Annotated in this window: 22 protein-coding genes; 6 read left to right on the top strand and 16 right to left on the bottom strand. The window is 64.6% G+C overall.

From position 1 onward, the window contains the following. Positions 1-11: 11 nt before the first annotated feature. The 6 genes from ACM1PE_RS30460 to ACM1PE_RS30485 all read right to left on the bottom strand — a co-directional run bounded on the left by ACM1PE_RS30460 (position 12) and on the right by ACM1PE_RS30485 (position 7,314). Positions 12-851: an ABC transporter ATP-binding protein gene (locus ACM1PE_RS30460; RefSeq protein WP_306634546.1), complete on the bottom strand. Its 840-nt coding sequence runs from the start codon at positions 849-851 to the stop codon at positions 12-14. A 187-nt stretch (positions 852-1,038) separates the two neighbouring features. Then, entirely contained in the window at positions 1,039-2,376 is a 1,338-nt protein-coding gene (locus tag ACM1PE_RS30465) for an ABC transporter substrate-binding protein (RefSeq protein WP_419342048.1), read from the bottom strand. 126 nt (positions 2,377-2,502) lie between these two features. After that, a complete protein-coding gene (locus tag ACM1PE_RS30470) occupies positions 2,503-3,567 on the bottom strand; it encodes a branched-chain amino acid ABC transporter permease (RefSeq protein WP_059374159.1) in 1,065 nt (354 codons plus the stop codon). Positions 3,568-3,593: 26 nt separating this feature from the next. After that, on the bottom strand, positions 3,594-4,523 hold the full coding sequence (locus tag ACM1PE_RS30475) for a branched-chain amino acid ABC transporter permease (protein WP_042796065.1): 930 nt from the start codon (positions 4,521-4,523) through the stop codon (positions 3,594-3,596). Positions 4,524-4,534: 11 nt separating this feature from the next. Continuing rightward, positions 4,535-5,332 (bottom strand): ABC transporter ATP-binding protein, encoded by a 798-nt coding sequence (locus ACM1PE_RS30480; protein ID WP_054456930.1) that lies wholly within the window; start codon positions 5,330-5,332, stop codon positions 4,535-4,537. Between the two features lie 5 nt (positions 5,333-5,337). Then, positions 5,338-7,314 carry an AMP-dependent synthetase/ligase gene (locus ACM1PE_RS30485; RefSeq protein ID WP_059374160.1) on the bottom strand — a complete coding sequence of 659 codons (1,977 nt, stop codon included), beginning with the start codon at positions 7,312-7,314 and terminating at the stop codon, positions 5,338-5,340. Positions 7,315-7,483: 169 nt separating this feature from the next. Between ACM1PE_RS30485 and ACM1PE_RS30490 the strand changes: the two genes are divergently transcribed. The 3 genes from ACM1PE_RS30490 (at position 7,484) to ACM1PE_RS30500 (ending at position 9,282) form a co-directional block, all read left to right on the top strand. Beyond that, positions 7,484-8,188, top strand: a complete 705-nt coding sequence (locus ACM1PE_RS30490) for a Crp/Fnr family transcriptional regulator (RefSeq protein ID WP_059374161.1) — start codon at positions 7,484-7,486, stop codon at positions 8,186-8,188. Between the two features lie 63 nt (positions 8,189-8,251). Next, complete coding sequence (locus tag ACM1PE_RS30495; protein WP_054456924.1) at positions 8,252-8,713, top strand: MarR family winged helix-turn-helix transcriptional regulator; 462 nt, start codon at positions 8,252-8,254, stop codon at positions 8,711-8,713. Between the two features lie 143 nt (positions 8,714-8,856). Beyond that, positions 8,857-9,282, top strand: a complete 426-nt coding sequence (locus tag ACM1PE_RS30500) for an organic hydroperoxide resistance protein (RefSeq protein WP_013396768.1) — start codon at positions 8,857-8,859, stop codon at positions 9,280-9,282. Positions 9,283-10,173: 891 nt separating this feature from the next. Here the strand turns inward: ACM1PE_RS30500 and ACM1PE_RS30505 are convergent. The 7 genes from ACM1PE_RS30505 to ACM1PE_RS30535 all read right to left on the bottom strand — a co-directional run bounded on the left by ACM1PE_RS30505 (position 10,174) and on the right by ACM1PE_RS30535 (position 17,394). Beyond that, positions 10,174-10,896 carry an ABC transporter ATP-binding protein gene (locus tag ACM1PE_RS30505; RefSeq protein ID WP_013396767.1) on the bottom strand — a complete coding sequence of 241 codons (723 nt, stop codon included), beginning with the start codon at positions 10,894-10,896 and terminating at the stop codon, positions 10,174-10,176. A gap of 18 nt (positions 10,897-10,914) precedes the next feature. Further along, complete coding sequence (locus tag ACM1PE_RS30510) at positions 10,915-12,837, bottom strand: branched-chain amino acid ABC transporter ATP-binding protein/permease (RefSeq protein WP_059379992.1); 1,923 nt, start codon at positions 12,835-12,837, stop codon at positions 10,915-10,917. Positions 12,838-12,840: 3 nt separating this feature from the next. Beyond that, entirely contained in the window at positions 12,841-13,713 is an 873-nt protein-coding gene (locus tag ACM1PE_RS30515; RefSeq protein WP_013396765.1) for a branched-chain amino acid ABC transporter permease, read from the bottom strand. A 143-nt stretch (positions 13,714-13,856) separates the two neighbouring features. Then, a complete protein-coding gene (locus ACM1PE_RS30520; RefSeq protein WP_059379993.1) occupies positions 13,857-15,020 on the bottom strand; it encodes an ABC transporter substrate-binding protein in 1,164 nt (387 codons plus the stop codon). A gap of 327 nt (positions 15,021-15,347) precedes the next feature. Continuing rightward, entirely contained in the window at positions 15,348-16,289 is a 942-nt protein-coding gene (locus tag ACM1PE_RS30525) for a LysR substrate-binding domain-containing protein (RefSeq protein ID WP_059379994.1), read from the bottom strand. A gap of 52 nt (positions 16,290-16,341) precedes the next feature. Next, positions 16,342-16,653 carry an antibiotic biosynthesis monooxygenase family protein gene (locus ACM1PE_RS30530; RefSeq protein ID WP_419342049.1) on the bottom strand — a complete coding sequence of 104 codons (312 nt, stop codon included), beginning with the start codon at positions 16,651-16,653 and terminating at the stop codon, positions 16,342-16,344. A 108-nt stretch (positions 16,654-16,761) separates the two neighbouring features. Continuing rightward, positions 16,762-17,394 carry a LysE/ArgO family amino acid transporter gene (locus ACM1PE_RS30535; protein WP_054457287.1) on the bottom strand — a complete coding sequence of 211 codons (633 nt, stop codon included), beginning with the start codon at positions 17,392-17,394 and terminating at the stop codon, positions 16,762-16,764. 146 nt (positions 17,395-17,540) lie between these two features. On the opposite strand from ACM1PE_RS30535, the gene ACM1PE_RS30540 reads away from it, so the two are divergent. Together ACM1PE_RS30540 and ACM1PE_RS30545 are read left to right on the top strand one after the other, a co-directional pair. Then, on the top strand, positions 17,541-18,440 hold the full coding sequence (locus ACM1PE_RS30540) for a LysR family transcriptional regulator ArgP (RefSeq protein ID WP_042796077.1): 900 nt from the start codon (positions 17,541-17,543) through the stop codon (positions 18,438-18,440). Positions 18,441-18,459: 19 nt separating this feature from the next. Continuing rightward, positions 18,460-18,960: a copper chaperone PCu(A)C gene (locus ACM1PE_RS30545; protein WP_419342050.1), complete on the top strand. Its 501-nt coding sequence runs from the start codon at positions 18,460-18,462 to the stop codon at positions 18,958-18,960. A gap of 242 nt (positions 18,961-19,202) precedes the next feature. Here the strand turns inward: ACM1PE_RS30545 and gdhA are convergent, their stop codons facing one another. Both gdhA and ACM1PE_RS30555 read right to left on the bottom strand, forming a co-directional pair. Then, the gene (gdhA, locus tag ACM1PE_RS30550) at positions 19,203-20,549 is read right to left on the bottom strand and encodes an NADP-specific glutamate dehydrogenase (protein ID WP_054456908.1); all 1,347 of its coding nucleotides are present in this window, start codon (positions 20,547-20,549) and stop codon (positions 19,203-19,205) included. A gap of 429 nt (positions 20,550-20,978) precedes the next feature. Next, complete coding sequence (locus tag ACM1PE_RS30555; protein WP_118933238.1) at positions 20,979-21,590, bottom strand: LysE family translocator; 612 nt, start codon at positions 21,588-21,590, stop codon at positions 20,979-20,981. 110 nt (positions 21,591-21,700) lie between these two features. Here ACM1PE_RS30555 and ACM1PE_RS30560 point away from each other — a divergent pair, with 110 nt between their 5' ends. After that, complete coding sequence (locus ACM1PE_RS30560; protein WP_306634535.1) at positions 21,701-22,633, top strand: LysR substrate-binding domain-containing protein; 933 nt, start codon at positions 21,701-21,703, stop codon at positions 22,631-22,633. On the opposite strand, the gene ACM1PE_RS30565 is transcribed toward ACM1PE_RS30560, so the two are convergent. Then, positions 22,615-23,403 (bottom strand): exodeoxyribonuclease III, encoded by a 789-nt coding sequence (locus ACM1PE_RS30565; RefSeq protein WP_054456902.1) that lies wholly within the window; start codon positions 23,401-23,403, stop codon positions 22,615-22,617. The genes ACM1PE_RS30560 and ACM1PE_RS30565 overlap by 19 nt on opposite strands. Positions 23,404-23,493 lie beyond the last annotated feature (90 nt).

Genomic DNA, 23,493 nt, shown 5'->3' on the forward strand with positions numbered 1-23,493 from the left:
TATGCCAGGGATCACGCCAGCCAGCGCTTGCGCCGGCGGTAGAACTTGTTGTCGCGGAAACTCTTGCGTTCGCCGCTGGAGATGCCCAGATAGAACTCCTTCACGTCCTCGTTCTGGGCCAGGTCGGCTGCCGCGCCGTCCATCATCACGCGGCCGTTTTCCAGGATGTAGCCGTAGTCGGCGTAGCGCAGCGCAATGTTGGTGTTCTGCTCGGCGAGCAAAAAGCTGACACGCTCGCGCTGGTTCAGGTCGCGCACGATCTCGAAGATTTCCTCGACGATCTGCGGCGCCAGGCCCATGGAGGGCTCGTCCAGCAAGATCATGTTCGGGTTGGCCATCAGTGCGCGGCCGATCGCGGTCATCTGCTGTTCGCCGCCCGAGGTGTAGCCGGATTGGCTGGCGCGGCGCTGCTTCAGGCGCGGAAAATACTGGTAGACGCGGTCCAGCGCCGCCGCAGTGTCGGCGCGGCTCATGCTGCGCGTGTAGGCGCCGGTCAGCAGATTTTCCTCGATGGTCAGGTGGGCAAAACAATGCCGGCCCTCCATCACCTGCACCACACCGCGCTTGACCAATTCCGCCGGCGACAGCTTCTCGATGCGCTGGTCGCGGTATTGGATGTGGCCCTTGGTGACGTCGCCGCGCTCGCCCTTGAGCAAGTTTGAGATGGCGCGCAACGTGGTGGTCTTGCCCGCGCCGTTGGCGCCCAGCAAGGCCACGATCTTGCCTTCCGGCACTTGTAGGGAAACGCCCTTGAGCACCAGGATCACGTGGTTGTAGATCACCTCGATGCCGTTCACGTCGAGCAGCACCTTGGGGGTGTCTGTCGCGGCAGCAATATTGGCGTCGTTCATAAAGATTCCTGCGGTGTGGCGGCAGCCAGTCCCAAGGGATGGCTGCCGGTTCGTATCAACGTCCTTTGCATCTGCGGTGCCCGCGCCGCATGCAGCCGGCGCGGCTCAAGCGGGCCGCCGCGGAGCCGGCTTTGCCGGTCCGCGCGCGGCGCCCCTTGGGGGAGGCACCGCAGGTGCTTCGGGGGGACTACTCACACTTGCGGGGCGTGATGTTCTTTTCCTTGGCGTACTTCGCTGCGCCTTCCTTCACCATGGGGTCCAGGATGGTCTTGTCCGACTGATACCAGTCGGAAACCACCTTGAACTTCGCGCCGTCCCACTGCACGATGCGGGCCCAGTCGTCGCCCTTGTGGTTGCTGCAAGAGGTCTTGACAGGACGCATGATCTGGCCGAAGCCCAGCTTGTCCAGCTTCTCCTGCGTCAGGTCCAGGTTCTCGAAGCCCCAGCGCACCTGGTCCGGCGTCAGCGCCTTGCCCTTGCCGAACTTTTCCTGCGCGGTGCGGATCGCTTCCACCTGCAGCATCGAGATCATCATGCCGCGGGTATGGGCGATGGTGCCCAGCGTGGTCTTGCCGGTCTTGTCCGAACCCTGGCCCTTGTCGTAGACGAACTTCTTCAGGTCGTCGTAGACCTTGTCGTGTTCGGCGCCGCTGTTGTGGATGGTGATGGCGTTGTAGCCCTTGGCGACATCGCCCAGGTCCTTCACGTCGCCTTCCGAGCCGGCCCACCAGATGGCGTACATCTTGTCGCGCGGATAGCCGCTGGCCTGGGCTTCGCGGATGGCGGTCGGCGTCATGATGCCGGCGCTCCACAGCAGCACGTAGTTGGGGCGCGCCTGGCGGATCTGCAGCCAGGTGGACTTCTGTTCCACGCCGGGGGCGGTCACGGGATAGAGCACCAGCTCGAAGCCTTCCTTGGCCGCGCGCTTCTGCAGCAGGGGGATCGGCTCCTTGCCATACGGCGAGTCGTGGTAGACCAGGGCGATCTTCTTGCCCTTGAGCTTGTCCATGCCGCCTTCTTTCTTGGCGATGTCCTGGATCATCACGTCGGCCGCGGTCCAGTAGGTGCCCAGCAGCGGGAAGTTCCACTCGAACACGCTGCCGTCGACCGACTGCGACAGGCCGTAGCCCATCGTTTCGACCGGCACCTTGTCGACCATGGCCTTGTCGCTGACGGCGAAGGTGATGCCGGTGGACTGGGTGTCGAAGCCCGATGCACCGGTGCCCTTGCCCTTCAGGCGCTCGTAGCATTCCACGCCGCGGTCGGTGGCGTAGGCGGTTTCGCACTCTTCGTACGTGATCTTGACGCCGTTGACGCCGCCATCGCGTTCGTTGACCAGCTTCAGGTAGTCCAGCTTACCGTCGGCCCAGGGAATGCCCAGGGGCGCGAAGGACCCGGTGCGATACACCAGCAACGGAACGAACTGCTCTTCCGCCGCCATTGCCGGCGTGGCCACGGCGCCTGCGGCGCCGGCTGCGGCCATCAAAGCTGCCGCCAACTTCAGGTTAAGACGCTTCATCTCCATTTACCTCCTGCGTGGTGTTTGGGTCAGTAAACCCTGGGACACCGGGATTGGCCCGGTCTTGAGCCGGGTATTCAGGGCGGGTCCGCCGCGCTTGTGCCGCCGCGGACCGCGGAAATCAATGCGAAATCAATGCGGGAACGGCCAGATGCGCAGCTTCTCCTTGCCGATGCTCCATAGTCTGGCCAGTCCGTGCGGTTCGGCGATCAGGAAGAACACGATCAGCGCGCCGAACACCATGTGTTCGATGTGCGCCGCCGTGTCCACCGACAGCGGGATGCCCAGCGCGTGCGGGATGTTGGACAGCGCCACCGGCACCAGCACGATGAACGCCGCGCCGAAGAAGCTGCCGATGATCGAACCCAGCCCGCCGATGATGACCATGAACAGCAGCTGGAACGAACGCGTCAGGTCGAACGCCAGCGGTTCCCATGAACCCAGGTGGATGTAGCCCCACAAGGCCCCGGCCACGCCGACGATGAACGAGCTGACCGCGAAGGCCGTGAGCTTGGCGTACATGGGGCGGATGCCGATGACGGAGGCTGCCACGTCCATGTCGCGGATCGCCATCCATTGGCGGCCGATGGCGCCGCGCACCAGGTTCTTGGCCAACAGGCTGAAGATGACGACCAGGATCAGCACGAACAGGTACTTTTCCAGCGCGCTCTGCACCGGCAGGCCGAAGGCCGTCAGCGGCGGCACCGAGACGTTGCCGGACGACGAGTAGTTGGTGAAGAAGGGAATGCGCAGGAACGCCCAGTCCACGAAGAACTGCGCGGCCAGCGTCGCCACCGCCAGGTACAGGCCGCGGATGCGCAGGCTGGGTATGCCGAAGATCACGCCCACAATGGTGGCGAAGAAGCCGCCCAGGAGGATCTGGACGACCAGCGGCATGCCGGGAAAGCGCACGCCGAAGTTCCAGGCCGCATAGGCGCCCACCGCCATGAAGGCGCCGGTGCCTAGCGAGATCTGGCCGCAATAGCCCACCAGGATGTTCAGGCCCACGGCGGCGAGCGCCAGGATCAGGAACGGGATCAGGATGGCGCGCAGCAGGTAGTCGCTGGCCATGGCCGGGATGGCGACGAACGCCACCGCCAGCAGCAGCCAGATGAAGATGCGGTCCTGGCGGATCGGGAAGATCTGCTGGTCAGCGCGATAGCTGGTCTTGAACTGGCCGTTTTCGCGATAGAACATGTTTTTATCCTAGAGGGCCTTTGGGCTCAGACACGGTCGATGATCTTCTCGCCGAACAGCCCTTGCGGACGGAACAGCAGGAACACCAGCGCCAGCACATAGGCGAACCAGATTTCGATACCGCCGCCCACCAGCGACCCCAAATAGACCTCGGACAGCTTTTCGCCCACGCCGATGATCAGGCCGCCCAGGATGGCGCCCGGCACCGAGGTCAGGCCGCCCAGGATCACCACCGGCAGGGCGCGCAGCGCCGCGGTGGACAGCGTGAACTGCACGCCGAACTTCGAGCCCCAGATGATCCCGGCCACCAGCGCGACCAGCCCGGCCACGCTCCAGACGATCACCCAGATGCGGTTCAACGGAATGCCGATGGACTGCGCGGCCTGGTGATCGTCGGCCACCGCGCGCAGGGCGCGGCCGGTCGAGGTGTACTGGAAGAACAGCGCCAGCGCGGCCACCAGCAGGGCGGCAATCACCGCTGCGGTAAGGTCTTCCAGGTTGATCAGTAAGCCGCCTTCGAAGACCGAGTCCAGGATCATCAGCGGATCCTTGGGCATGCCGACGTTGATGGAATACACCGAGCTGCCGAAAGTGATCTGGCCCAGGCCATCCAGGAAGTAGCTGATGCCCAGCGTGGCCATCAGCAGGGTGGTGGCTTCCTGGTTGACCAGGTGGCGCAGCACGAAGCGTTCGATGGCGACCGCCAGCAGGAACATCACGATGGCGCTGACGATGAATGCCAGCACGTTGGCCAGGATCATGTTGTCAAAGCCGAACCAGCGCGGCAGCCACTCCGAGAAGCGGGCCATGGACAGCGCGGCGACCAGCACCATCGCGCCCTGCGCGAAGTTGAAGACGCCCGAAGCCTTGAAGATCAGCACGAAGCCCAGGCCGATCAGGGCATACAGCATGCCGCTCATCAGGCCGCCGAGTAAGGTCTCTAGAAAAAATCCCATGTCTGTCCGCCTTAGTGCGATACGCCGAGGTAAGCTCGGATGACGTCTTCGTTGGCACGGACCTCGTCCGGCTTGCCGTCGCCGATCTTCTTGCCGTAGTCCAGCACCACGACGCGGTCCGAGATATCCATGACCACGCCCATGTCGTGCTCGATCAGCACGATGGTGGTGCCGAACTCGTCGTTCACATCCAGGATGAAGCGGCTCATGTCCTGCTTCTCTTCGATGTTCATGCCGGCCATGGGCTCGTCCAGCAGCAGCAGGCGCGGCTCCATCGCCAGCGCGCGGCCCAGGTCCACGCGCTTTTGCAGGCCGTAGGGCAGGCGGCCCACGGGCGTCTTGCGGTAGGCCTGGATTTCCAGGAAGTCGACGATGTTCTCGACGAATTCGCGGTGCTTGATCTCTTCGCGCTCGGCCGGCCCCAGGCGGAAGGCCTGGGCCAGCAGCCCGCACTTCATGCGCAGGTTGCGGCCGGTCATGATGTTGTCCAGCACGCTCATGCCCTTGAACAGGGCCAGGTTCTGGAACGTGCGCGCGATGCCCATTTCAGCGGCGCGGCGCGGATTCATGCGCGAGAAACGTTCGCCGCGGAATTCGATGCCGCCCTGCTGCGGCGTGTAGACGCCGTTGATGACGTTGAGCATCGAGCTCTTGCCGGCGCCGTTGGGGCCGATGATGGCGCGGATCTCGTGTTCGCGCACGTTGAAGGATATGTCCGTCAGCGCCTTCACGCCGCCGAAGGACAGCGAGATGTTCTGCATGTCCAGCATGACGTCGCCGATACGCTGGTCGCGGTCGTTGTTGCTCATGATCTCTACGCGGCCTTGGCAGTAATGGCGGGAAACGTCTTGACCGGGCGGATCTTCAGATCCGCCGAGATCTTGCCGGTGCGTCCGTCTTCGAATTTCACTTCGGTCTCGATGAACTGCGACTGCTTGCCGCCAAAGAGCGCGTCGATCAGCACGCCGTACTTCTGCGCGATGAAGGCGCGGCGCACCTTGCGCGTGCGGGTCAGTTCGTCGTCGTCCGGATCCAGTTCCTTGTGCAGGATCAGGAAGCGGCTGATCTGCGAGGCCGACAGCTTGGGATCGGTGGCCAGGTCGGCGTTGACCTGTTCCACGCATTCGGCGATCAGCTGGTAGACCTCGTCCTTGGACGCGAGGTCGGTGTAGCCGGCATAGGGCATGCCGCGGCGTTCGGCCCAGTTGCCCACGGCTTCCAGGTCGATGTTGATGAAGGCGCACACGTCGTCGCGGTTGGCGCCGAAGGCGACCGCTTCCTTGATGTGCTGGAAGAACTTGAGCTTGTTCTCGATGTACTTGGGCGCGAACAGGGCGCCGTTGGCGAGCTTGCCCACGTCCTTGGCGCGGTCGATGATCTTCAACTGGCCGTCGGTGTCCAGATAGCCCGCGTCGCCCGTATGGAACCAGCCGTCGGCGCTGCGCGCTTCGGCGGTGGCCTCGGGGTTGCGGTAGTACTCCTTGAAGAGCCCGGGGCTCTTGACCAGGATCTCGCCGTTGTCGGCCACGCGGATCTCCACGCCTTCGACGGGCGGGCCCACGGTGTCGTCGCGTACCTGGCCGTCGGGCTGCACGCAGACGAAGACCGAGGTTTCGGTGGAGCCGTAGAGCTGCTTGAGGTTGATGCCGATGGAGCGGTAGAACACGAACAGGTCGGGGCCGATGGCCTCGCCCGCGGTATAGGCCACGCGCACCCGGCTCATGCCCAGCGCGTTGCGCAGCGGACCGTAGATCATCATGTTGCCCAGCGCGTAGCGCAGACGGTCCCAGGCGCCGACCTGCTCGCCGTCCAGGATCTTGGCGCCTACGCGGCGCGCGAGCTTCATGCAGGCCGCGAACAGCTTGCGCTTGATCAGTCCCGCGTCTTCCATGCGGATCATCACGTGTGTCAGCAGGCCTTCCAGCACGCGCGGCGGCGCGAAGTAATAGGTGGGGCCGATGTCGCGCATGTCGATCGACACGGTGTCGGGCGATTCAGGATGGTTCACGGTAAAGCCCGTTACCAGCAGCTGCGTGTACGAGAACATGTTCTGGCCGATCCAGGCGGGCGGCAGATAGGCCAGCACGTCTTCCTGGTCGGTCAGCTTTTCCATATCGGACACGGCGCGCGCGCGGTCGATCAGCGCATGGTGCGTGAGCACCACGCCCTTGGGCTTGCCGGTGGTGCCGGAGGTGTAGAACATGGCGGCCGGATCATGCGGCTGCACGGCTGCGACGGCCTGGTCGAAGAAGCCGGGATGCTGTTTGGCGTACTCGCGGCCCAGCTCTTCCAGCTGTTCATACGAGCGCAGCATCGGGTCGGTGTAATGGCGCAGGCCGCGCGGATCGTCATACACCACGTGCTTGAGCGCGGGACATTGCTCGTGGACTTCGAGCATCTTGTCGACCTGTTCCTGGTCTTCGACGATGGCCACGCTGATCTCGGCGTCCTGCAGCACGTAGACCATTTCCTGCGCCACGGCATCCTGGTAGAGCGGAACCGGTATCGCACCGAGCGACTGCGCAGCCATCATGGCCATGTACAGGCGCGGGCGGTTTTCGCCGATCACGGCCACGTGCATGCCGGGTTTGATGCCCAATGCGGCCAAGCCATGCGCGACGTGCCGGACATGCTCCGCCACTTCGGACCACGTGAGGGTCTGCCAGATCCCCAGATCTTTTTCGCGTATGGCGGGCCGCGACCCGCGAACGCTGGCATGCGTGAACAGCAGCGCCGGAAAGGTATCCAGCGCCGCCGGCATCTGTGCAGATGCGGGCGGTGTATGTGCCACGATGTCTCCTCCGGTTTGGGCGCATCGGGCCGGGAGGCCGCGAGAGCGGCGGCGGCGATGGGGCGCTTGACCAGTTGGTTTTAGATTTACGGCAGGAGTTAAGGTATAAGGTTGGGTTGCTACCAACTGTCACCATCGCGACATTCAAGGAACTTTTAGGGTATTCCCGATGCAGCTATCCGACTCCCTGCAACTCGCCGCCGCCTGGTTTCGCGTGCTCAGCCGCGATCAGCAAGAGCGCGTCGAGCGGGACCTTACCGTGCAGCAGGTGGTTGCCGGGTCGATCATAGAGCGCAAAGGTGAACTCGCCCAGGCTTGGATAGGAGTGCTGGCAGGGTTGGTCAAGGTTTCGGTGGGCAATGCGGAAGGCAAGGTGGCTTCGCTGACCGGCGTGCCTGCGGGCGGCTGGATCGGCGAGGGTTCGCTGCTCAAGCGCGAGATCCGCAAGTACGACATCGTTGCGCTGCGGGATTCGGTGGTGGCGCGTTTGCCGGCCACCACGTTCGACTGGCTGCTGGACAGCAGCATCCCATTCAACCGCTATCTGCTCCACCAATTGAACGAGCGCGTGGCGCAGTTCATCGGCAAGGCGGAGTATGACCGTTTGCTGGACCCGGATGCGCGCGTGGCCCGCTGCCTGGCCGAACTCTTCAACCCTTTGCTGTATCCCGGCATGGGCATGCGCCTGGCGATTACGCAGGAAGAAGTCGGCTATCTGGCTCGGGTGTCGCGCCAGCGCGCCAACCAGGCGCTGCGCAAGCTGGAAGAGGCGGGCCTGCTGAACGTGGAATACGGCGCTGTCCGGGTGCTGGACCTGGACGGTCTGAAACAATACGGGTCGGACCGTGCCGCGGCCGAGGGCGAGCCGGCATAGGCGCCGGCGGTTTTGCTCGAAATAGTTGTTGACGATAAATCGCGCGCTATTTAATATTGCGCAATGAAATCTCGATCCAAAGCCAAGGCTGCATTCAATCCGCTGCTGCTGGACAGCCAGCTGTGCTTCGCCCTGTACTCGACTTCGCTGGCGATGAACAAGGTGTACCGCAAGCTGCTGCGCGGGCTGGATCTGACCTATCCGCAGTACCTGGTGATGCTGGTGCTGTGGGAAGGCGACGAGATTACGGTGACGGATATCGGCGAGCGCCTGTTCCTGGATTCGGCCACGCTGACGCCGCTGCTCAAGCGCCTGGAAGCGGCGGGCCTGGTGACGCGCAAGCGCGCCGTGGAAGACGAGCGCCAGGTGATCGTCGGGCTGACCCGCCAGGGCCGCGAACTGCGCGCGCAGGCCGAGGCCGTGCCGCACTCGATCGCGGGCGCCGCGCAGTGTTCGCTGGAAGAGGCGCAAGGTATGATGAAAACGCTGCATGCGCTGCGGGAGAAGCTGAGCGCAAGTCTTTGAAGTAGCGGGCCAGGCCCGCTACTGTTAGGTTAAATAAATAGTGCGCTATTTAATATTGCGCTATTTAAATAGTAAGGGTCGCAGCGGGATGTTCCCGCCAGGCCTGGCAGTTCAACCCCCACTTCCCTACAAGGAAACGCATCATGTCTATCGAAAAAGTGCTGTACCGCGCCCATGCGCACGTTACCGGCGGCCGTGAAGGAACGGGCGCGACGGACGACGGCAACCTGAACGTCAAGCTGACCACGCCGAAGGAACTGGGCGGCGCGGGCGCGGCCGGCACCAATCCGGAACAGCTGTTCGCCGTGGGCTATTCGGCCTGCTTCATGGGCGCCATGAAATTCGTCGCCGGCCGCGACAAGATCGCCATGCCGTCGAATGCGACGATCGACGGCGCTGTTGGCATCGGTCCTATTCCTACGGGGTTCGGGATCGAAGTCGAATTGAAGATTTCGTTGCCGGGGATGGAGCGGGCCGAGGCGGAGAAGCTGGTCGCTGCGGCGCATATCGTTTGCCCTTATTCGAATGCTACGCGGGGCAATATTGATGTGACGTTGACGATTGTTTGATCGTTGATGGGTTGTTGATGTTCTGGTGGCGGGCGGTCTTGTTCGTAGGCCGCCCGTCGTCGCGTGCGGCGTGGCGGCTCGCGCCCACGATTGCGGTCCGGAGCGTTCGCTCCGGACTGCCCCTTCGTCATCCTCGTCCAGGCCTTCGGCCTTCCCTTCGGATTCCCTCGGGCGCATCGAGGTTGCGAGCCGCCACGCCGCCCGCGCCGACGGGCTACTGTCGTCTTGGGTCGCTGCGCTGTTAGATCCGTGGCCAGTGTCGAGTCTTGTGCTGCCCGTCATTTATGGCCGCGCGGGCGGCCATAAATGACATACGTGATTTTTGAAATTTCGATAGTGCTCGCTGTCGCGAATGTGGACAGCTGTTTTCTGATGGCATCGCCGTCCTGGGGGTGGGGCGGTGATGGGCGGCGCGCGTTGAGCAGTGACTTGCGCATGAGGAGTGTCTCGCGCGCGCCGCCCATCCGGCATCGGAGTTGAAATGTAGATGCTGGGCTGGGCTGGGCTGAATAGCCGTTATGCCGCAGCCACTGCGCGCAGCGCCATCACGCGACGCAAGACACCGCGTAGGCCCCAAAAGGCCGCCCGCGCGGCCGGCCTGGGGCGGGCCCCGCAAGACCCGCCACCACACCCCGATGCGAAAAAAAACGCCAAGCACACCACTCGCCCCAGCGCCCGTGAAGATTCAGACAATGCAGCCTGCCGCGTTGGGGACTCGCGCTGCGCGGGGCGTCGATAAGCCCGAGGGAATCGGAAGGCAGCCGCCGTAGGCGGCAACGACGATGACGAAGGGGAAGTCCGGAGCGAAGGCTCCGGACCGCAATCGTTGCCCCGCGCAGCGCGAGTCCCCAACGTGGCAGGCGTCAAAAGAACGCCAACAACGCCATCCCTCTAATGCGACCCACCAAGATAAGCCGCCACAACAGCCGGATCATGCTTCAACTTATCCGCACTCCCATGCACCGAAATCCGCCCGTTCTCCAACACATACCCATAATCCGCCACATTCAATGCAGCAGCAGCAAACTGCTCCACCAGCAGCATCGTCACCCCTTCATCCTTGAGCCGCGCAATGATCCGGAACACTTCTTCCACCAGGATCGGCGCCAGCCCCATTGAAGGCTCGTCCAGCAGCACCAGTTCCGGATTCAGCATCACCGCGCGCGCCATGGCCAGCATCTGCTGTTCGCCTCCAGACAGCGTGCCGGCCAACTGATCGCGTCGCTCCTTCAGGCGCGGAAACAGATCCATGGCCCGGCCCAGGTCGGACTGCACGTCTCCCTTGGGACGGCTGCCTGTCAGGCGCGGGAAAGCGCCCAGCAGCAGGTTGTCGGTGACCGACAGCGTTGGGAACACGCGCCGGCCCTCGGGTGAGTGCGCCAGGCCCAGCCGCGCGATGCGGTGGGACTCCAGGCCGTCGATGCGCTTGCCGCTCAGCGTGACCTCGCCCGCGGTGGGGCGGATCATGCCGGACAGCGCCCGCATCGTGGTGGTCTTGCCGGCGCCGTTGGAGCCGATTAGCGTCACCACCTTGGCCTTCGGCACTTCCATGCTGATGCCGTGCAGCACCTTCACCTTGCCGTAGCCCGCTTCCAGATTCTTGATCGATAGCATCTTGTTGTCCCCTTGGCGTCAGGCGGGCGCGCCGCCCAGATACGCCTCGATGACCTTGGCGTTGCTTTGCACTTCGTTGGGCAAGCCCTCGGCGATCTTCTGGCCGAAGTCCAGCACCGACACGGTGTCGCAGACTCCCATCACCACGTCCATGTGGTGTTCGATGAGGATCAGCGTGATGCCGTGGTCGCGCACCTTGCGGATGATGGCCAGCAGTTCGACGATGTCGGGCGCGGTCAGGCCGGCCGCGGGTTCGTCCAGCAACAGCAGTTGCGGGTCCAGCGCCAGCGCGCGGGCGATTTCCAGGAGGCGCTGCTTGCCGTAGGGCAAGTTGCGCGCCTCTTCGCTGGCCAGGGATTCCAGGCCCACGAATTCCAGCAGCGCCATGGCGCGGGCGCGGGCGCCCTGTTCCTCGCCCTTCCATTTGGAGGTGCGCAGCGCGATGCCGGCCAGGCCCGTGGTGAAGGTGTGGTGCAGGCCGACCAGCACGTTTTCCAGCGCCGTCATTTCGCCGAACAGCTGCACGTTTTGGAAGGTGCGCGCGATACCGGTTTCGGCAATGTCGGCCGGTGTCATGCCGACCAGCGACTTGCCCGAGAACTCCACCGCGCCGGCGGTCGGCACGTAGATGCCCGTCAGCACGTTCATCATGGTGCTCTTGCCGGAGCCGTTGGGGCCGATCAGGCCATGGATGGTGCCGCGCTTGACGGTCAGGTCGACCTGGTTCAGCGCCTTCAGGCCGCCGAACTGCATCAGCACGCCCTTGGCCGCGAGCAGCGTGTCGCCCTTGCCCTTGGCCGCATCGGGCACGGCTTCTTGCGCCTTCACCAGATCCGATTTGACCGAGAGCGCGGCGCGGCGGTTGGAGAAGAACAGGTTGCGCACGAAGCCCACGATGCCGTCGGGCAGGTAGTACACGACGAACAGGATCATGGCGCCGAAGATCGTCAGGCGCCAGTCGGTGACCGCTTCCAGCCAGTATGAGAACACCGCCAGCAGGATGGTGCCGATCACCGGCACGGCGACGCGGCGGGGTTCGGTGCGGCCCTTGGAGATCGCGATGGCGCTGCCTACAGTGACCAGGATTGCCACGGCCAGCGCGATCAGCCGGAAGGTCGCGATGTCATCCAGCATCTTGGGAAGCAGCACGATGATGGACGCGCCCAGCAGCGCGCCCGTGCGGCTCTTGCGTCCGCCCATGATGATGGCCAGCAGGAACAGGATGGTCAGTTCGAAGTTGTAGGTGTTGGGCGAGATGTACTGTTCCGAATACGAGTACAGCGCGCCGGCCAGGCCGGCGAAGCCGGCGCTGATGACGAAGGCGAACACCTTGTGCCGGTAGACCGACACGCCCATGCAGTCGGAAGCGATGGGGCTGTCGCGCAGGGCCTCGAACGAGCGGCCCAGGTGCGACTTCAGGATGCGGTGCACCACGATCAGCGACAGCACCAGCAGCGCCGCGACCAGCCAGAAGTATTCGCTCTTGGTCAGCACGTGTCCGGCGATGGCGGGCTTGGAGATCTTGATGCCCAAGGGCCCTTCGGTCATGAAGGTCATCTCGTTGATCAGGATCTGGATGATGGTGCCGAACGCCAGCGTCACCATCGCCAGGTACGGCCCTGTGACCCGCAGCGCCGGCAGCGCCAGCACCGCGCCGAAGGCCGCCGCGATCAGGATGGCGGCGGGCAGGATCACCCAGATGGGCATCTGCAGATGGAAGAACAGCACGCCGGCGACGTACGAGCCGATGCCGAACAGGCCGGCGTGGCCCAGCGACACCTGGCCGGTATAGCCCACCACGATATCGAGCCCGAACAGCAGGATCGAATAGATCATGATGGTTTCGATCAGGTGCAGGTAGTACGTGTTGGTCACGCCCAGCGGCACGGCGGCCAGGCAGGCCACGGCCACGATGGATAGCAAAAGGTGCAAGGGTTTCATCGCTTACACCTTCTTGATCGCGGTCTTGCCGAACAGGCCGGCGGGCTTGAAGGTCAGTACGAGCAGCAGCAACACCAATCCCGGCACGTCTTTGTACCCCGTTGAAAGATAGAAACCGGTGGTCGTTTCGGCGATCCCCAGGATCAGTCCGCCCACCACCACGCCCATGCCGCTGGACAGCCCGCCGATAATGGCGACGGCGAAGGCCTTGAGGCCCAGCACCGCGCCCATGGTGGCGCCGGTCAGGGTCAGGGGCGCGACCAGCACGCCGGCGAACGCGGCCGTCAGCGAGGACAGCGCGTAGGAAAACGTGATCACCATGCCGGTGTTGATGCCCATCAGGCCGGCGGCGTCGCGGTCGTTGGACGTTGCGACGAAGGCCTTGCCGTAGATGGACTTGCGATTGAAGATTTCCACCAGCAGCATCATCGCCAGCGCGCCGAACACCACCAGCAGTTCCATGGGCAGCACGTTGGCGCCCAGCACCTGGATCGGCGCTTCCGGCAGCGGCGAAGGGAAGCGCAGGTCGTCGCGGCCCCAGATGTTCTCGGCGACGTTCTTGAAGATGATGCCCAGCGCGATGGTGGCCATGATCCAGCCGAACTCCGAGCGGGTCTTGATGGCGGGCCTGACGCCCACGCGTTCGACCAGCGCGCCTTGCGCGAATCCGAAGATGCAGACGATGGGTATCATCACCCAGTAGTTCACGCCCAGGCCGACCAGCGTCAGGCCGACCAGCGCGCCCAGCATCAGGGCTTCGCCCTGGCCGAAGTTCAGGGTGCCCGACGTGGCGAACGTGAGCTGGTATCCGAACGCGATGACGGCATAGATCATGCCCAGCGCGATACCGCTATAGATGAGCTGTAGAAGAATCATGGTGTGTGTCGTGTGGCGCTGTGGTTCCGTCCCAACCCCCTTGGGCAGAACGCGGTTTTCAGGCGGCGGCAAGCCCGCGCCCTGGGCGACAGGGCGCGGCTGGCGGCGGCCGGGCAGCCGCCGCCGGGATGCGCTGCGGGACCTTAGTTGGCCTTGATGACGCGGCCGCCCTTGACCTCGCCGATGACCACTTCCTTCGCGGTGATCGCGTCGTGGTTGTCTGCGCTGAAGGGCTTGTTGTAGGTCATCACCACGCCCTCGACGGGCGTCTGCAGGTTTTCGAGGGCCTCGCGGACCTTCGGGCCGTCGGTGGAGTTGGCCTGCTTGAAGGCCGCGGCCAGCAGATAGATCGAGTCATAGCCCTGGGCGGCCGACACCGGCGAGTCGATGCGGTTGTTCTTGGGCTTGAACTTGGCCAGGTAGGCGTCGATGAAGGCCTTGCGCTTGGGCGTGTCCGGGTCCTGGATGAAGGTCTGCGGCATGCGCGCGCCTTCGCCGTTGGCGCCGGAGTTGTCGATGTAGTTGGCCATGGACAGGGTCCAGCTGCCGATGATCGGCACCTTCCAGCCCAGCTTGGTCATGCCGTTGGCGACCTGGGCCAGTTCTGGGCCGATGCCGTAGGTCAGCACGGCTTCGGCGCCGGCGGCCTTGGCTTTCAACAGCTGGGCCGTCATGTCGACGTCCTTGATGTTGAACTTCTCCACGGCCACGGGCTTGATGCCCTTGGCGTCCAGGGCCTTTTCCAGGTCTTCGCGGCCGAGCTGGCCGTAGTTGGTGGAGTCGGCCAGGATCGCGACCTTCTTGAAGCCGCGGCGGGTCACCGCTTCTTCCACGATCATCGGGGCCTGGATGCTGTCGTGCGCGGCGTTGCGGAACACGTAGTTGTTCGGGTATTCCGGCGCCTTGAACTGGTGCGTGATCACGCTGCCCGTGGCCACGTTGTTGAACACGGGAATCTTGGCGTCCTGGTAGAAGCGCTGCGAGGCCAGCGCCACGCCGGTATTGATGTAGCCGACGGTGGCCGCCACCTGTTCCTTGTTGATCAGCTCTTGCGCGATCTGCACGCCGCGCTCGTTCTTGGCTTCGTCGTCGCGTTCGACGGCGATCAATTGGCGTCCCATGACGCCGCCGTTCTTGTTGATTTCTTCAATGGCCAGGCGCACGCCGTCGCGCATGCTGACGCCCATGGAGGACGAGCCGCCTGTATAGGGGCCGGCCACGCCGATCTTGATGGGGTCGGCGGCGTGGGACGCGGCCGTTGCGGCAAGTGCAAGGGTTCCTGCAAGCAGCTTCAAACGAAAATCCATGGATGTCTCCGTTGTAATTGGTAGAACTGCGTGGAAAACCGTGTGCCGGCGCCAGGCGGCGGAAATCGTTGCTGCGGCGCTCTCCTGTGTGGCGTGTCGTGACTGTCTGCCTAATCACTTACGCGAAACTGACCCGGCAGGGTTTTTCCGCGTAAATACCTAGTACAAACGTATAGGGTGTCCTGCCATGCGCGATGGCGCGGCCTGGGATTGGGAAGGGGGGCGGCTGCGTGCCGTTGAGGACATGGGCGGGACGTTGCATTGGCCGCATCCTAGCCAGCGCGGCGACGGATTGCGCGGAATTTCATTCCGCCCCGGTCTGGAAATTTATTCCTTACCGGCCTGCGGGCCTTGCGGCCATTGGGAAACCTGTTTGCACACGCCTTCCAACCATAGGGAAAACGCTTGGACTGCCCTGCCCGGCGGGCGCGAGGTTTCGGTGCACAGGTAATACTGGCATTCGCCGGGGATTTCGATGTCCAGGACGCGCACCAGCTTGCCCTCGTCCAGCCATTCGGCTGCCAGCGCGCGTCGCGTGAGCGCCAGGCCCTGGCCGGCGCGCGCAGCCGCCAGCATGATGCCCAGGTCCACCAGCCACACGCCGCGCGCGGGCTCGGGCCAGTCCAGCCCGGCGGCGGCCAGCCAGGGCCGCCACGGCTCCATGGGGCAGCGCAGCAGTTGCGCCCGCGCCAGATCGGCGGGCCGCTCGAAGGGGCCGTGCTGGTCGCGGTAGCCGGGCGCGCAGACCGCGAACACGGGATCGGCCGTCAGTTGGCGTGCGTTCAAGCCTGGATATTTGCCGCTGCCGAAGCGCACCCAGACGTCGGCATTGGGCGGCATGATGTCCAGGTAGGGAATGGACAGCATGATTTCCAGCTCCACCTCCGGATGCGCGGCGGTGAAGCCGGGCAGCGCGGGGATCAGCACCTGGCGGGCGAACGTGGGGGTAGAGACGACACGCAGGGGTTCGAGCTTGGGTTCGCCGCGCTTGTGCAGGGAGGCGTCCGACAGCAGGTCCAGCGCGGTACGTACCTGGTCCAGGTATTCGCGCCCGGCGGAGCTCAGCGTGGCGCCGCGGCTGCTGCGAATGAAGAGGGTGACGTCCAGCAAGGTCTCCAGCGCGGCGATGCGCTTGCCGATGGCGCTGGCGGTGACAAACAGCTCTTCGCTGGCGCGTTCGAAGGAACCCAGGCGGGCAGCGGCTTCGAAGGCCTGGATGGCGGCAAGGGGGGGCAGGCGCACATCTTTGGAAGGGGAGGGACCGCGCATGATCGTCTGGCGGGCCGGTGTTGCGCCCGACGAAAGAATGGCAACCGGCAGATTATAAGGACGGCGGGGCCAGCCCCTCGCCGTAGCGCCTGAGCACCTGGCAGATTTCCACGCGATAGCCGTCCAGCCAGCGCGCTTGCGCGGCCTTGGCCTGCAGGTGCGCGGGGTGGCGGATCAGTTGTTCCAGCGCCTCCAGCGATTCCCAGTAGTAGACGTTGGAGATCAGGCCGCGCGTGGCGTCAGCCCAGCTCTCTTCGCCCGCGTAGCCTGGAATGGCGCGGGCGGCGGCGGCGATGGCTTTATCCAGGCGGTGGAAATCATCGTCGAACTGCCTGGTGGCGAAGATGAAGGTGGAGCTGTACATGAGGGACTCCGGACGCGGCGGCCGCCGCAAGAAAACCGGCCGCCGGGAGGTCCGGGCGGTCGTTCTGGGGAACTGCTGGGGGCGTAGCTTAAACGTCTTTGTACGGCGTCAAACGCCCTTCAGCGCCAGGCTGACCGCCAGCGCGGCCATGACCACCGCGATGATGCCGTCCAGCACGCGCCAGGCCGATGCGCTGGCGAAGAACGGGGCGAACAGGCGCGAGCCGATGCCGAGCACGGCGAGCCACAGCAGGCTGGCGGTGAAGGCGCCGGCGGCGAATGCCATGCGTGCTTCCTCGAAGCCGTGCGCCAGCGAGCCGACCACCACCATGTCCAGCCAGAAATGCGGATTCAGCAGCGAAAAGCCCAGCGCGCCCAGCATGGCGGCGCGGCGCGAAGGCACCACGTCGCGGGCGGCGGCCAGGCCGCCGGTGGCGGTCCAGGCGCGGCGCGCCGACTGCAGCGCGTACCACGACAGGAAGGCCACGCCGAACCACAGCACGGCGGTCGTCAGCCAGGGGAACCAGGCGGTGAGCGCCTGCAGGCCGGAGACGCTGGCGAAGATGAAGACGGCGTCGATCAGCGCGCAGATGGCGACCACGCTCAAGAGGTGGGCGCGCATCAGCCCCTGTCGCAGGATGAACGCGCTTTGCGCGCCCACGACCGCGAACAGGCCCAGCCCGGTGGCCGTGCCGCTGGCCCAGGCAGTGAAAAAGAGGGGGGATGACAACGTGGCGAACATGACCTGCACCTGTGCTGCTACGCCTGTGGCGGCGCTTGGATGACAACGCCGGGCGATATCGGCGCTCCGGTAATAAGGCATTTTCGCTTGCGATGAATATGAAATAAAGCTAATTTTCCTTCACTATCTTAAGCAAAACTAATCTTATGAAAATCGATCACGGCAACCTGCGGGCCCTGGCCGCGGTGGTGCGGGAAGGCAGTTTCGAGCGGGCGGCGCTATCGCTCAGCGTCACGCCATCCGCGGTGTCGCAACGGATCAAGGCGCTGGAGGACCGCATGGGCCGCTTGCTGGTCCAGCGCACCGTGCCGGCGGTGGCGACGGCGGACGGCCAGGTGCTGGTGCGGCTGGCCGAGCAGACGGCGCTGCTGGAGCATGACGCGCTCGACCGCCTGGGCGTGGCGGACGACGATGTGCCGTATGCCAGCATCCCGGTCGCGGTCAATCACGACAGCCTGGAGACCTGGTTCGTCGACGCGGCCGTACAGTTTTCGGCGCGCACCCGCGCCACGCTGGACATGCAGTCCGAAGACCAGGACCACACCGCGACGCTGCTGCGCAATGGATCGGTGCTGGGCGCGGTGACCGCGCTGGCCGAGCCGGTCCAGGGCTGCCGCATCCATGCGCTGGGCAGCATGCGCTACGTGGCCACCTGCACGCCGGAATTCCACAAGCGCTACTTCTCGCAGGGCGTCAACGCCCAGACGCTGGCGCAGGCGCCGGTGCTGGTGTTCAACCGCAAGGACGCGCTGCAGGCGCGCTTCGCGCACAAGATCGCCGATCCCGCGCCGTGGCAGCCGCCGGTCTGGTGGGTGCCCTCCACCCGCGCGTTCGTACAGGCCACGCTGGGCGGCCTCGGCTGGACCATGAATCCGCTGCCCTTGGTGCAGGAGCACCTTGATGCAGGTCAGCTGATGCTGCTTCGAGGCCGCGCCTGGGAGGATGTGCCGCTGTATTGGCAGCATTGGCGGGTAAACTCCGAAGCGATGGAAGCCCTGACGGATTCGGTCCTGTCAGCTGCCCGCAGCCTGGTCAGGCGGCGTTAACCCACTAGGAGAACAACCCATGAACATCCGCAAGTTCGCTGTCATCGCCGCCCTGGGCCTGTGTACGGCCGGGTCGGCCTGGGCGAAGGACTACAAGGTTGGCCAGATCGAGGTCGACGACCTCTGGGTGCGCGCATCGGCGCCCGGCCAGTCCAATGGCGCGGGGTATATGGATATCGACAACGACGCCAAGACCGCGGACCGCCTGCTGTCGGTCTCGTCCGACGTGGCCGAGCGCGTCGAACTGCACACGGTCCAGACCGAGAACGGCGTCTCGAAGATGCGTCAGGTTGAAGGCGGCATTGCGTTGCCGGCCGACACCGAGGTCAAGCTCAGCCCGGGCGGCTACCATGTCATGTTCATCAAGCTGAAGGCTCCGTTTGCCGAAGGCGGCACGGTCCCGGCCACGCTGAAGTTCGAAAAGGCCGGCGAAGTCGTCGTGCAATTCACGGTCAAGCCGGCCTCGCACAACCCCGGCATGAACCACGGCAGCATGAACCACGGCACGATGAAGCATTAAGCGCTACGCGCTGCCCGCGCCTGATGGCGCGGGGGTGTAGTCGCATGAAAGACTAAGCCGGCCCAGGGGCCGGCTCAGGCAGCTCCCCGCCGTCGCGGCAGGTCCGTCCAATCAGACAAGAAGAGGCAGACCCGCTCGCATTAGGCCGGTCTCCCCCAATCGGGGCCGCGCGGAGCCGGGCTCTGCCGGTCCGCAGCGGCGCCCCCCTGGGGGGGAAGCGCGCAGCGCTTCGGGGGGGGGGATTAATACAAGCCTTGCTGACGCATCGCGTCAGCCACCTTCACGAAGCCAGCGATGTTGGCGCCGTCCAGGTAGTTCACGTACTCGCGCTCGCTGTGGCCGTGGCGCACGCAGTTTTCATGGATGTCGCGCATGATGGCGTGCAGGCGCGCGTCGACTTCCTCGCGCGTCCAGGACAGGCGGGCCGAATTCTGGGCCATTTCCAGGCCGGACACGGCCACGCCGCCGGCGTTGCTGGCCTTGCCCGGGGCGTACAGCACGCGCGCCGCGATGAAGGCCTTGGCGGCTTCCAGCGTGGCGGGCATGTTGGCGCCTTCGGCGACGCACAGCACACCGTTCTTGATCAGCGTTTGCGCATCGGCCAGTTCCAGTTCGTTCTGGGTGGCGCAGGGCAGGGCCACGTCCACCGGCACGTGCCAGGGACGCTTGCCGGACTCATAGGTCAGGCCGAATTGGCGGGCGTAGGTGTCCAGGCGGCCGCGCAGGTCGTTCTTGATGTGCATCAGCGCAACCAGCTTCTCGTGCGTGAAGCCGGCTTCGTCCACCACGGTGCCGTTGGAGTCGGAAACGGTCACGACCTTGGCGCCCAGCGCCATGGCTTTTTCGATCGCGTACTGGGCGACGTTGCCCGAGCCCGACACGGACACGCGCAGGCCGTCGAAGGACTTGCCCACGCGCTTGAGCATTTCTTCAGCGAAGTACACGGTGCCGTAGCCGGTGGCTTCGGGGCGGATCAGGCTGCCGCCGAAGGTCAGGCCCTTGCCGGTGAACACGCTGGCGGTCGAGTTGGACAGCTTTTTCATCATGCCGGCCATGAAGCCGACTTCGCGCGCGCCCACGCCGATGTCGCCGGCCGGCACGTCGGTGTCCGGACCCAGGTGGCGGTACAGCTCGATCATCAGGGCCTGGCAGAAGCGCATGACTTCTGCGTCGGACTTGCCCTTGGGATCGAAGTCGGAGCCGCCCTTGCCGCCGCCCATGGGCAGCGTGGTGAGCGAGTTCTTCAGGGTCTGTTCGAAGGCCAGGAACTTGAGGATGGACAGGTTCACCGAGGGGTGGAAGCGCATGCCGCCCTTGAAGGGGCCGATGGCCGAGCTGTGCTGGATGCGGAAAGCGCGGTTGACCTGGGCCTGGCCGCGGTCATCGGTCCAGCACACGCGGAACTGGATCACGCGTTCCGGCTCCACCAGGCGCTCGAGCACGGCATGCTCGGCGTAGTGGGGGTGCTTTTCGATGAAAGGCCAGAGACTCAGCATCACCTCCTGGACGGCTTGCATGAACTCAGGCTGCTGCGGGTCGCGCGCGGCGACGCCACGCAGGAAGTCGTCCAGACTCTGCACTTTCAACATGATCTCCTTGGGGGTGCTTCGAATAGGTGCGGACTGCGCCGGATTGGGGCGCGAAATTTCTTTTTTGGTGCACGGCTGCACCGGTATGGTGCGAGGATTGTAGGGGCAAAATGTTGCCCTGCGCAAAGCCGAAAAATAGTGCCATCACCTTGATATCAAAGCACTTTTTCTTTTAATTTAATAGGGACGCATTAATGCCTGGAATCAAGGGGATGAACCATTTCTATAAGGGTTTTGGGCAGAAATGCTTGAATTTCCTAGGGAAATATATGTGTCCCCATTTATTTCTCCCAAGAGGGATTGCGTTCTTCCGATTTCCGGAGAGGAAAGAAAGGTCGATTTCAGGCATATTCAGGGAGGTATGAAGGCCATTGCCGCCATTATATGTCCCCATTATTTATTTGAGCGAAATCAGACCCTGCGGCAGGATTACAACTGCACGGCGGCCAGCGCCGCGCCCAAGGCCATCAGGACCGCTCCCACCACCCGATCGGCCGCAAGCTGATGATCCAGCAGCATCCGCCGCAAGAATGGCGAGGACACCGACCACGCGACCGCGCCGAACCAGACCCAATGCGCCAGCGACATGAACAGGCCATACCCGAACTGCCGCGACAGCGGCGTGCCGGGCGACACGACCTGCGTATAGGTGCTGACCACGAATAGCGTGGTCTTGGGATTGAGCGCATTGGTCAGAAAGCCGTTGTATAAGGCCTGCCAGCCGGTGATCGGCGGGCGGGCCGACAGGTCGCGGCTGACCTGGGTGCGGTTGAAGAAAGTCTTCCAGCCCATGTAGACCAGATAGCAGGCGCCCGCGAGCTTGATGCCCTGCAGCACCGGCTGCGCGTAATGCGCCAGCAGACTGACGCCGAACATCGTATAGAACACGTGCACCTGCACGCCCAGCGCGATGCCCAGCGCGCAGATCAGGCCGGTGCGCCGGCCGAACAGATAGCTGTTGCGCGTGACCATGGCGAAGTCCGGTCCGGGGCTGATGACGGCAAGAATGGTGATGAGGGCGACGGCGATCAGTTCGGTCATGGCGACAGGACGGCGGGTTTCGAAACGGAGCCGGCATTTTGGGATGCTGGCGCGCGCCTGAAAAACGATTTCTAATGCCGGATATTCGTGAAAAAAACTCACCTTTCACCATGAAACTGCCACCGCTCAATACGCTGCGGGTGTTCGATGCCGCCGCCCGCCATCAGGCCTTCGGCAAGGCGGCCGAAACGCTGCACGTGACGCATGGCGCCGTCAGCCGGCAGATCCGGCTGCTCGAGGATGCGTTGGGCGTGGCGCTGTTCGAACGCCGCAACCGGGCTGTTTTTCTGACCGATGCCGGCAGGCAGCTGTTCGAGGTGACTAGCGCCCTGTTCGAGCAGCTGGCAACGGGCCTGGCCAAGCTGCGCCAGCCGGCGGCAGATGCGCCGCTGGTGCTGTCCTGCGAACCCACCATCGCCATGATGTGGTTGATCCCGCGGCTGCCGGACTTCCAGCGCGCCCATCCCGGCGTGCAGGTGCATCTGTACGCGGCGGGCGGACCGGTGGATTTCGCCGCCCAGGGCGTGGACGTGGCGCTGCGCCGCAATGACTTCGATTGGGACGCGGCCCTGCATGCCGAGCGCGTTTGCGAGGAATGGACGGGACCGGTGTGCCGGCCGGGACTGCTCGGCGCCGCGGGCGCGGACCCGGCCGCAGCGGATTGGGGCGGGGCGTCTGCGCTCAGCAGCGCGACGCGTCCGCAAGCCTGGCGGCACTGGGCGCGGGCGGCGGGCGTGAAGCCCCCGCGCCGGGCCGGGCCGGCCTACGAGCATTTCTATTTGAGTTTGCAGGCCGCCGCCGCAGGCCTGGGGGTGGCCATAGGTTCCGCCTTGATGGCGTGCGACGCCTTGCGCGACCGCCGGCTGCAGGCGCCTTGCGGCTTTGCCCGCGACGGCTCGGCCTACGTGCTGCTGTCGCCGCGGCCTTGTTCAGAAGATCCGCGGGCGGCAGCCTTTCTGGAATGGTTGCGCCGGGAAGCCGCCGCAACGCTAAGGGAGGCGGCGGGGGATCCGGAGGATGCTGCTCAGAGCGTGGCGTCGTAGTCGATCGTCAGGGGCGCGTGGTCCGAGAAGCGCTCGTCCTTGTAGATGGCCACGTTGCGGGCGCGGGCGGCGATGCCCGGCGTCGCGATCTGGTAGTCGATGCGCCACCCCACGTTCTTGGCCCAGGCCTGGCCGCGGTTGCTCCACCAGGTGTATTGGTCGGGGCGGTCGTCGATGGTGCGAAACACGTCGACGAAGCCGCGCTTGTCGAACACGTCGGTCAGCCAGGCGCGCTCTTCGGGCAGGAAGCCCGAGTTCTTCATGTTGCCCTTCCAGTTCTTCAGGTCGATTTCCTTGTGCGCGATGTTCCAGTCGCCGCAGATGATGAACTCGCGGCCGGTGGTCTTGTGCTCGTGCATCAGGGCGTCGATCCAGGGGCCGAAGCGGTCCAGGAAGCGGTACTTGGCCTGCTGGCGCTCGTCGCCGCTGGAGCCCGAGGGCAGGTAGGCGCTGATGACCGACAGGTTCTTCCAGTCGGCGCGGATGATGCGGCCTTCGGGATCGAATTCCTCGCATTCCAGGCCGGCGTTCACACGCTCGGCCGCGTCGCGCAAATAGATACCCACGCCGCTATAGCCCTTCTTCACGGCATGGTGGAAGTGCCCGGTATAGCCGGGCGGGTGGCGCAGGTCGTCGGTCAGGTCTTCGTCGGATATCTTGATTTCCTGAAGGCACAGCACGTCGGCGGCGTGCTTTTCCATCCAGGGTTGCAGGCCCTTGCGGAAGGCGGACCGGATACCGTTGAGATTGATCGACGTGATGCGCAGCAAAGCGAAACTCCTGTTGAGCGGCCGCCAGGGCCGGGGCAATGGCAGCAATTTAACCGACTCCGCGCCGCCGCCCGGGAATAGCCCCGACAG

Origin of the sequence: Achromobacter sp. PD1, assembly GCF_048541815.1 — a bacterium.
Lineage (GTDB): Bacteria > Pseudomonadota > Gammaproteobacteria > Burkholderiales > Burkholderiaceae_B > Achromobacter > Achromobacter bronchisepticus_A.